General features: G+C 42.9%; 2 protein-coding genes. Both read right to left on the reverse strand.

The window, feature by feature from the left end; all coding sequences use genetic code 11:
• Positions 1-140: 140 nt before the first annotated feature.
• Positions 141-773, reverse strand: coding sequence for a response regulator (locus ACNA7P_RS11125; RefSeq protein ID WP_416258693.1), 633 nt, complete (start codon positions 771-773; stop codon positions 141-143).
• Positions 774-1,068: 295 nt separating this feature from the next.
• On the reverse strand, positions 1,069-2,011 hold a 943-nt coding region (locus ACNA7P_RS11130), incomplete at its 5' end, for an Ig-like domain-containing protein (protein WP_416258694.1).

Genomic DNA, 2,011 nt, shown 5'->3' on the forward strand with positions numbered 1-2,011 from the left:
CCAGCCCCGAACGCGCCACTGATAAAGCGTTAGTAGAAGCATTTCATGCAGCGTTGTGGATGAGTATTCAGGAAGTAGAGCGTTATTGTGCAGAGCATGCATTAACAGCATGCAAATTGGGTGGCGAGTAAATTAACCAACTACTGAGCGGAAAACAATATGGCCGAGAACAAGCAGGCTAAGTAGCCGTTTAAAAACTCCGATGATATCGGTTTGGCAACCACAGTATAGTGCTGCAGCAACGGTTCATGTTCGGCGAGCGTTTCCTGCTCAAGGCCAGTTACAACCAACACTTGAATTGCTTTACGCGCCGCGTAATTTTGGAATGATTTGAGCATTTCCAAACCATTTACATTGGGAATATCGAGATCAAGAATAATAAAATCGGGCAGTTGTTTGCCAATTTCAAGTAACGCCGAAACGCCATCGCTACAGGTGCGTAACTGAAATAATGGTGCAAACTTTGCTAGCGCTCCTTGATATATTTTTGCTACAAACGGATCGTCTTCCACGATCATGATATCAAGCGTTCGATGGGGAGTTTTTGGCAACGCAGCAGGTTGTTCAGCGGTTACTGCATTATCTGTATCGGGTAGCTTAGTATGCTTTTGTACCGCCAAGATTGAATCGCGCGGTATACGCCGATGCCCACCACGGGTTTTCCAGGCTAATAGAGCACCCGATTCCACCAATCCTTGAATTGTTGAAACGGATACACCCAGAATTGCTGCAGCCTCGCTGGTACTGAAATAGGGTTTATTTTTATTCTGCATCGATATCCTATTATTGTGCAACGTAACCTAATTAAACGCTGCCGGTATAAAACTAAGCATATCGCGTCGGCGGTGCCACTTAAATCTATAGGTAAAACCTTTCATATCGTATTATACAACGCCTATAAATGTCAAAAACCATAATGCATTTATGGTTTTTGACATTTATAAGCTTTGCAAAATCCGATCTAAATGATTGGCAAACTGTTGCCGATCAGCTTGGTTCAGCGGTGGGCCGCCACCGCTTTGAATACCGCGAACTCAGTAACTTTAACTAGAGCAAAATCTGTTTTTTTTAAAAACGCCACCACACACCAATCGTGTATGTTTGCATACGATAATCTAAGCTGTATTGTCGCCATTCAAATGCAACACCAACTTTTTCACTCATAACCCTGCCTAAAGCTACGCCAACGAATGGATCTCTGTCACGATGCCGTGTTTTAATAAAATCACCATTACTCGCTAAGCTGCGAGAAGTTGCCTGCCAATCTAAATAGCCCACTTCAAAATCAAGCCTTGTTTTCTCTGATACCTTCAACCTATACATTATCCCAACCACGAAGCCACCCATAAAAAGTGGTGCTGCGGTTGCATATTCAGCATGTGTTTCCAGCGGAGTTTCAGTTAATAAACGAATGGTAGATTTTCCGTGGCTTAAACTAGCGTACCCTGCTTGTAGGTGCCAACTCTCAGTTAATGCGTAGGCTAAGTTGACCATTTTCGCCACATCAATAGGTTGGTATAAAAGAATATCTGCGTTTTCTGGCAATTGTGCTTCTAGCTTACCTCGTGTTTGAGCACTAGAAGCTAATCCAGAAGATAGCCTAACTTCGAATCTATACTCACTTTCAGAACTCAATTCTTGAGCGAAAGTTACTGGAGTATGCAGCACGGTAACAGCTACAATTGCAACGATGGAACCAAGTACTCCCTTGGCATGTCGGCTGTTCCGGCGTGAAAACAGCTGCCGATATAACCAAATCAATAAAATTAACGGTATAAGATAAATAGATAAACTTCCTCTCGACGCTTTTCCGCGAATCACGAGAGTTTCTAATAACCTAACTTGCACTATCACCTGCGCAGAGGCTTGTAATCCAAAATCATCTTCGATTGTATAGTTGATGACGTCTGTGCCGCTAAAACCAACTTTGGGAGTAAAGTACAGCATATTATCTGAACGAATTATTACTTCACCTACATTTGCGGAAGCATTTACTAGCCTTAACTCGAGC

It is taken from the genome of Aliidiomarina sp., from assembly GCF_047920995.1.
Classification (GTDB): Bacteria; Pseudomonadota; Gammaproteobacteria; order Enterobacterales; family Alteromonadaceae; genus Aliidiomarina.